Origin of the sequence: Mycobacterium sp., assembly GCF_049281135.1 — a bacterium.
Classification (GTDB): Bacteria; Actinomycetota; Actinomycetes; order Mycobacteriales; family Mycobacteriaceae; genus Mycobacterium.
In genome coordinates, this window is the sequence record NZ_JBAPRN010000636.1 from 1 (window position 1) to 7333 (window position 7333).

A 7333-nucleotide genomic window follows, 5' to 3' on the forward strand; every position below is an offset into this window, starting at 1 on the left:
CCGGTTTCGAACAGGCCACCGCCGTTCATCAGCGGCACGATGGACAGCATCTTGGCGCTGGTGCCCAGCTCTAGGATCGGGAACAAGTCAGTGAGGTAGTCGCGCAGGATGTTGCCGGTGGCGGCGATGGTGTCTTGCCCGCGGATGGCGCGCTCGATCGTGTGCCGCATCGCGCGTTCCTGCGACATGGTCTGGATATCGAGGCCCTCGGTGTCGTGGTCGGCGAGGTAGGTGTTGACCTTCTTGCGCAGCTCGTACTCGTGCGGACGCTCCTGATCCAACCAGAACACCACCGGCATGCCAGAGTTCCTCGTCCGGGTGACCGCCAGCTTGACCCAGTCGCGGATCGCCGCGTCGGTCACGATGGGCATCCGCCAAATGTCGCCGGCCTCAACATTTTGTGTCAGCAGCACTTCGCCGGTCTCGAGGTCGACGATGTCGGCGATACCGTCTTCGGGGATCTCGAACGTCTTGTCGTGCGACCCGTATTCTTCGGCCTGCTGTGCCATCAGGCCAACGTTGGGCACGGTGCCCATTGTTGTCGGGTCGAACTGTCCGTGCGTCTTGCAGAAGTTGATGATCTCCTGATAGATGCGGGAGAATGTGGACTCGGGGTTGACGGCCTTGGTGTCCTTCTGCCGACCGTCGGCACCGTACATCTTGCCGCCCGCGCGGATCATCGCCGGCATCGACGCATCCACGATTACATCGCTGGGTGAGTGAAAGTTGCTGATTCCCTTGGCCGAATCGACCATAGCCAGTTCGGGGCGGTGCTCGTGGCAGGCGTGCAGGTCGCGGACGATCTCGTCATGCAGTGACGCGGGCAGGGTCTCGATCTTGTTGTACAAGTCGACCAGTCCGTTGTTGACGTTGACACCGAGTTCGTCGAACAACTCCTTGTGCTTGGCGAAGGCGTCCTTGTAGAAGATCTTGACGGCGTGGCCGAAGACGATGGGGTGGCTGACCTTCATCATCGTCGCCTTGACGTGCAGTGAGAACATCACGCCGGTCTTGTAGGCGTCCTCGATCTCCGCCTCGTAGAAGTCGCAGAGCGCCTTCACGCTCATGAACATGCTGTCGATGACGTCGCCGTCCCGCAGCGATACCTTCGGCTTGAGCACGATCGTCTTGCCGCTCTTGGTTTTCAGCTCCATCTTCACGTCGCGCGCGCGGTCCAATGTCAGCGACTTCTCGCCGTGGTAGAAGTCACCGTGCTTCATGGTCGCGACGTGTGTGCGCGACGCCTGCGACCACTCCCCCATGCTGTGCGGGTGTTTGCGCGCGTACTCCTTGACCGCCTTCGGCGCTCGGCGATCCGAATTGCCCTGTCGCAGAACGGGGTTCACCGCACTACCAAGACATTTGGCGTAGCGGTCGCGGATTTCCTTGTCCTCGTCGGTTTTCGGACTCTGCGGGTAGTCGGGGATCTTGAATCCTTTGCCCTGCAGTTCCTTGACCGCGGCCACCAGCTGCGGCACCGACGCACTGATGTTGGGCAGCTTGATGATGTTGGTGTCGGCCTCGTTGGTCAGCCGGCCCAGCTCACCCAGGTTGTCCGGCACGCGTTGCTCGTCGGTCAGGTAGTCGGAGAATTCGGCCAGGATCCGCGCCGCCAGCGAGATGTCACTGGTTTGGATTGTGATGCCCGCCGGTTCGGCGAACGCCCGCACGATTGGCAGAAAGGCATAGGTCGCCAACAGCGGCGCCTCATCGGTCAGCGTGTAGATGATGGTCGGCTGGTCGGCGCTCACGGTGTTTCTCCCGGTATCGGTTAGATCCTGACGGGGGTTCGCGGTGAATCTGGCTGCCACGTTATCAAGCGTGTTTTGGCTGATGTCGTCCTCGATCTGGGCCAGGCTGAACGGGTACCCGGGATGTGCTCCAAGCGATCGCTTCCGTGGGTGCACCCGGTGGTCGCTGGCACGTGATCGCCTTGATGAGCTAAGCTTCGTTTTGGTCATGAGCGCCAGCGTCAAGCCCCGGCTTGCTGGCCGGCAACCCTCCAACCGCGGTGGGGTGCCCCGGGTGATAACCAGGTTTCGTAGCCAGCAGCGGCTACGCGGCAAGCGCGGGTCCGCCGTGATGGGCCCCCAGGAGTAGACAGGGAAACCTGACGCGTACCCACGTGGGCCGACCCATCGTGCGTCGCTGACATTGCTTCCCGGAAAGCATTCGACAGTGAGTTCTGATATCACCCCTGATCACGAAGCCGAGGCCGATCCGACCGCGCACTGGTCATTCGAGACTAAGCAGGTCCACGCAGGTCAGCAGCCCTGCCAGGCCACCGGCGCCCGTGCGCTGCCGATCTACCAGACCACCTCCTACGTCTTCGACGACACCTCACACGCCGCGGCGCTGTTCGGGCTGGAGGTGCCGGGCAACATCTACACCCGGATCGGCAACCCGACCACCGACGTCGTCGAACAGCGGATCGCCGCCCTGGAGGGCGGAGTGGCCGCGCTGTTCCTGTCGTCGGGTCAGGCCGCCGAGACGTTCGCAATCTTGAATGTCGCCGGCGCGGGGGACCATATCGTGTCCAGTCCCAGGCTGTACGGCGGCACGTACAACCTGTTCCACTACTCGCTGCCCAAGCTCGGCATCGAGGTCAGCTTCGTCGAAGATCCCGACGACCTGGATTCGTGGCGGGCCGCGGTGCGCCCCAACACCAAGGCGTTCTTCGCCGAGACGATCTCCAACCCGCAGATCGACATCCTGGACACCCCCGGCGTCTCCGCGGTGGCCCACGAGCATGGTGTGCCGCTGATCGTCGACAACACCATCGCCACCCCATACCTGATCCAGCCGATCAAGCAGGGCGCCGACATCGTGGTGCACTCGGCCACCAAGTACCTCGGCGGCCACGGCGCCGCAATCGCCGGGGTGATCGTCGACGGCGGCACCTTCGACTGGACCCAGGGACGCTTCCCCGGCTTCACCACGCCGGACCCCAGCTACCACGGCATGGTGTACGCCGAGCTGGGTCCGCCCGCGTTTGCGCTGAAGGCCCGCGTGCAGCTGCTGCGCGATCTGGGTTCGGCGGCGTCGCCGTTCAACGCGTTCCTGGTTGCCCAGGGCCTGGAGACTCTCAGTCTGCGGGTCGAGCGCCACGTCGCCAACGCGCAGCGGGTCGCCGAATACCTCGCCGGTCACGACGACGTGCTGTCGGTCAACTACGCCGGGCTGCCCGACTCGCCGTGGTACGAGCGGGGAAAGAAGCTGGCGCCCAAGGGAACCGGCGCTGTGCTGGCCTTCGAGTTGGCCGGCGGCGTGGTTGCCGGTAAGGCGTTCGTCGACGCACTGAAACTGCACAGCCATGTCGCCAACATCGGTGACGTGCGCTCGCTGGTGATCCACCCGGCATCGACGACCCACGCCCAGCTCAGCCCCGCCGAGCAGCTGTCCACCGGGGTGCGCCCCGGTTTGGTGCGGCTGGCGGTGGGTATTGAGGGCATTGACGACATCCTGGCCGACCTCGAGCTCGGCTTCGCCGCAGCTCACACGCATGCCGGCGATCCGCACGCCGTGGCGGCGTTCTGAGGAGCCGCAGGTGACAATCTCTGACGTCCCGACGCAGACGCTGCCTGCCGAAGGTGAGGTCGGCAATGTTGACGTCGGCTCGCTGACGCTGGAAAGCGGTGTGGTGCTCGACGACGTCAGCATCGCGGTGCAGCGGTGGGGCGAGTTGTCGCCGACCCGCGACAACGTCGTCGTGGTCCTGCATGCGCTGACCGGCGACTCGCACATCACCGGACCTCCCGGACCCGGGCATCCCACACTGGGCTGGTGGGACGGGATCGCGGGTCCGGGCGCGCCGATCGACACCAACCGCTGGTGCGCGGTGGCCACCAACGTGCTGGGCGGTTGTCGCGGCTCCACCGGCCCGAGCTCGTTCGCATCCGACGGAAAGCCCTGGGGCTCAAGGTTTCCGGCGATATCGATCCGGGACCAGGTCGACGCCGACGTGGCAGCGCTGGCGGCGCTGGGCATCACCGAAGTCGCCGCGGTGCTCGGCGGGTCGATGGGTGGCGCGCGGGCGTTGGAGTGGATGGTCGCCTATCCGGATCGGGTCGGCGCCGGTCTGCTGCTGGCCGTGGGTGCGCGTGCCACCGCCGATCAGATCGGCACCCAGTGCACCCAGATCGCGGCCATCAAGGCCGACCCGCACTGGCGGGGCGGTGACTATTACGGCACCGGACGTACCCCCGACGCCGGTCTGGAGATCGCCCGCCGTTTCGCGCATCTGACCTACCGGGGCGAGGGCGAGCTGGACACCCGCTTCGCCAATAGACCGCAGGGCGGGGAAAATCCAGCGGATCCGACGTCCGGTGGCCGCTACGCGGTGCAGAGCTACCTGGAGCATCAGGGCGGCAAGCTGGTGTCGCGCTTCGACGCCGGCAGCTACGTGGTGCTCACCGAGTCGCTGTCCAGTCACGATGTCGGGCGGAACCGCGGGGGTGTCGCGGCCGCGCTGCGTGGCTGTCCGGTGCCGGCCGTGGTCGGCGGAATCACCTCTGACCGGCTCTACCCGCTGCGGCTGCAAGAGGAACTGGCCGAACTGCTGCCCGGTTGCGACCGGCTACAGGTGGTCGACTCGATATTCGGGCACGACGGCTTCCTGGTGGAAACCGAAGCCGTCGGTGAACTGGTCCGCCAAACCCTCGATTTGGCGGCCGCTAAGGGTGCGTGTCCGCGGTGACTCAGTCCTCACAGGCCCGCTCATTGTCGTTTGGCTCTGAAGCGGCCGCGTACGAGCGCGGCCGTCCGTCGTATCCGCCGGATGCGATCGACTGGCTGCTGCCGCCCGGTGCCCGCGACGTGCTCGACCTCGGCGCCGGGACCGGGAAGCTGACCACCCGGCTGGTGGAACGCGGGCTGGACGTCATCGCCGTCGACCCCATCGCCGAGATGCTGGAGATGCTGCGCACGTCGCTGCCGGAAACACCCGCGCTGCTCGGCACCGCGGAGGAAATCCCACTGGCGGACAACAGTGTTGACGCCGTACTCGTCGCGCAGGCGTGGCACTGGTTCAACCCGGCGCGGGCGATTCCTGAGCTGGCCCGGGTGCTGCGACCCGGCGGGCGACTCGGTTTGGTGTGGAACACCCGCGACGAGCGGCTCGGCTGGGTGCGGGAGCTAGGCCGCATCATCGGCCGCGACGGCGACCCGATGCGCGATCACGTGACCCTGCCGGAGCCGTTCACCGATGTGCAGCGTCACCAGGTCGAGTGGACGAATTACCTTACGCCGCAAGCACTCATCGATTTGGTTGCGTCGCGCAGCTACTGCATCACCTCGCCGACACAGGTGCGCACCAAGACCTTGGATCAGGTACGCGAGCTGCTAGCAACCCATCCGGCGCTGGCGAACGCCGGTGGCCTGTCGCTGCCTTACGTGACGGTGTGCGTCCGCGCGACATTGTCTTGACGTCGCCCGATCGCCGCTATGGTTCGTGGTGTGAAACTGACATCGCTCGTGCTCGGTTGTGTGCTGGCGATGAGCGCTGCACCGCTGGCCCATGCTGACGAAAACGACAACGCGTATCTGTACGGCGTTCATTCGGTGGGCGTTCCGGACGGTAGCCCCGCGGCCTCAGCCGCGTACGGCCGGCAACTGTGCGACCGGCTTCCCGTAGTCGGCTTCGATCCGCTGGTGGCAGCAGTGAACCAGGAGAACAGCGCGAGCGGCCTGAACATGCATCTGTCCGCGCTGGTCATCGGCGCGGCTTTATCGAACTTCTGTCTCGACAAGGCGACGCTGGTGCCGACAGTCCTGCCGTATTAGGCGGTTGATCGAAGCAGCGTCAACTCACTCTGGCTCGTCGTCATCGTCGTCTTGCAGGAGTTTTTCGGGGTGCCAGTAGGTGTTGGTGCGGGGTTGGCCACGAATCCCTTAAGTACCCTCTAGAGGCGGGGTGGAACTTCAACGTCTACTGCGCGGGATGGCTAACGCGACGGATCGAGACCCAACTCCGTGAGCTGATCATCAGGCGTCGTTGATGTCGGTGACGTGGGTGTGGGCCCAGTGGTTGACGCGACGGGCCTCGCATAGATAGCCGGCACCGCGCAAGTTAGGGAAACGAGCAGCAACGGTCCTTGGCAAGAATGTTGACGCGATGCACTGTTATTTGTCGGGGCGCAAGACCATCACCGGGATGGAGCGCTGAGTACGTTGCTGATACACCGCGTACCCGGAGTACCCGGCGTTGGCCGCCTTCCAGGCCCGTTCGCGCTCGTCACCTTCGGCCTCATGAGCTACGTACGAAATCTCACCACGGTGCGGAACAAGCAGAGCGCACCGTGGGTGTGCTTTCAGATTGTGGTACCAGGCCGGGTTATGTTCCTGGCCGCCCGCCGACGCGATCAAGACCCAACCGCCGTGATGTTCAAACGCAAACACCGGAACGTCACGGACCTTCCCGCTCTGGGCCCCCGTGCAACGCAGCAGCATCGAGTGACCCCCGAAGACACTGCCAGAAGTAAAGTTCAGCGACCCCTTCGACCACCGCATCAAACGCTTGTCGATCGGATTGGCCACGTGCATTGCCACCCAGACACCAACATGGGTGCGCATGAACCAATTAAGCCAGCGGTCGTAAAGACCCATGGCCGGAGCATATGCTCTCTGTCCCCGATGCATGTTCGGTCACGCGCTTTAGACGGAATCCCAGGCTAGAGAAGGTTCGAATCCTGACCGGGAGGATAGCCGGGTGCAGGCGGGCAGGGTTCTCCCAGCCGATGTCCACAGCGGTTCCGCCTCGCTCTACGCAGCGATCAGGTCGACAGTTCCAGACTGGAGACGCCGCCCGGCTTAGACCGCCCGATCGTGCTCGTCGTCATCGTCGTCTCGCAGGAGTTTTTCGGGGTGCCAGTAGGTGTTGGTGCGGGGTTGGCCGTGGTCGAGGTGGGCGGGTGGGATCCAATCGGTGTCGCCGCGGCTGTTTTTGCGGGTGACCCAGCCGTGTTCGGCGAGTGGGTGGTTGGGGTGACAGACCAGGGCGAGCTGGTTGACGTCGGTGACGGGGTTGGTGGCGTAGGGGTCGCAATGGTGGGCCTGGCACAGGTAGGCGGGCACGGTGCAGCCCGGGAAGGTGCAGCCGCGATCTTTGGCGTACAGCACGAGTCGTTGGGCCGGTGAGGCGAGGCGCTTGGTGTGATAGAGCGCCAACGCGTTGCCGTTGTGGAAAATCGCCAAATAGTGGTGGGCGTGCGACCCGAGTCGGATGACATCGGACATCGGCAACAGGGTGCCGCCGCCGGTGAGCCCGCGACCCGCAGCCGCCTCGAGTTCGTGCAGGGTGGTGGTGACGATGATGGAGGTCGGTAAGCCGTTGTGC

Annotated in this window: 7 protein-coding genes and 1 riboswitch; of the genes, 4 read left to right on the forward strand and 3 right to left on the reverse strand. The window is 64.8% G+C overall.

Annotated features, from left to right (window positions below):
* A partial coding sequence (locus WAN02_RS25165) for an NADP-dependent isocitrate dehydrogenase (protein ID WP_422267505.1) occupies positions 1-1751 on the reverse strand: 1751 nt, incomplete at its 3' end.
* Positions 1752-1955: 204 nt separating this feature from the next.
* Positions 1956-2075, forward strand: a riboswitch (SAM riboswitch).
* Positions 2076-2190: 115 nt separating this feature from the next.
* On the opposite strand from WAN02_RS25165, the gene WAN02_RS25170 reads away from it, so the two are divergent.
* Genes WAN02_RS25170 through WAN02_RS25185 form a run of 4 tightly spaced genes read left to right on the forward strand, consistent with a single transcriptional unit; the run spans position 2191 to position 5781 of the window.
* Entirely contained in the window at positions 2191-3537 is a 1347-nt protein-coding gene (locus WAN02_RS25170; RefSeq protein WP_422267517.1) for a bifunctional o-acetylhomoserine/o-acetylserine sulfhydrylase, read from the forward strand.
* 10 nt (positions 3538-3547) lie between these two features.
* Positions 3548-4696, forward strand: a complete 1149-nt coding sequence (metX, locus tag WAN02_RS25175) for a homoserine O-acetyltransferase MetX (RefSeq protein ID WP_422267507.1) — start codon at positions 3548-3550, stop codon at positions 4694-4696.
* A complete protein-coding gene (locus WAN02_RS25180; protein ID WP_422267509.1) occupies positions 4693-5424 on the forward strand; it encodes a class I SAM-dependent methyltransferase in 732 nt (243 codons plus the stop codon). Before metX ends, WAN02_RS25180 begins: the two co-directional genes overlap by 4 nt.
* A gap of 30 nt (positions 5425-5454) precedes the next feature.
* The gene (locus tag WAN02_RS25185; protein WP_422267511.1) at positions 5455-5781 is read left to right on the forward strand and encodes a DUF732 domain-containing protein; all 327 of its coding nucleotides are present in this window, start codon (positions 5455-5457) and stop codon (positions 5779-5781) included.
* A gap of 339 nt (positions 5782-6120) precedes the next feature.
* On the opposite strand, the gene WAN02_RS25190 is transcribed toward WAN02_RS25185, so the two are convergent.
* Together WAN02_RS25190 and WAN02_RS25195 are read right to left on the reverse strand one after the other, a co-directional pair.
* Complete coding sequence (locus WAN02_RS25190) at positions 6121-6603, reverse strand: nitroreductase/quinone reductase family protein (protein ID WP_422267513.1); 483 nt, start codon at positions 6601-6603, stop codon at positions 6121-6123.
* Positions 6604-6807: 204 nt separating this feature from the next.
* Positions 6808-7333 (reverse strand): DUF222 domain-containing protein (locus WAN02_RS25195; protein WP_422267515.1); only part of this gene is annotated, 526 nt, incomplete at its 5' end.

Excerpts from the sequence above, each read along its gene's own strand:
- WAN02_RS25190 (WP_422267513.1), bottom strand. The coding sequence starts at position 6,603 with ATGGGTCTTTACGACCGCTGGCTTAATTGGTTCATGCGCACCCATGTT.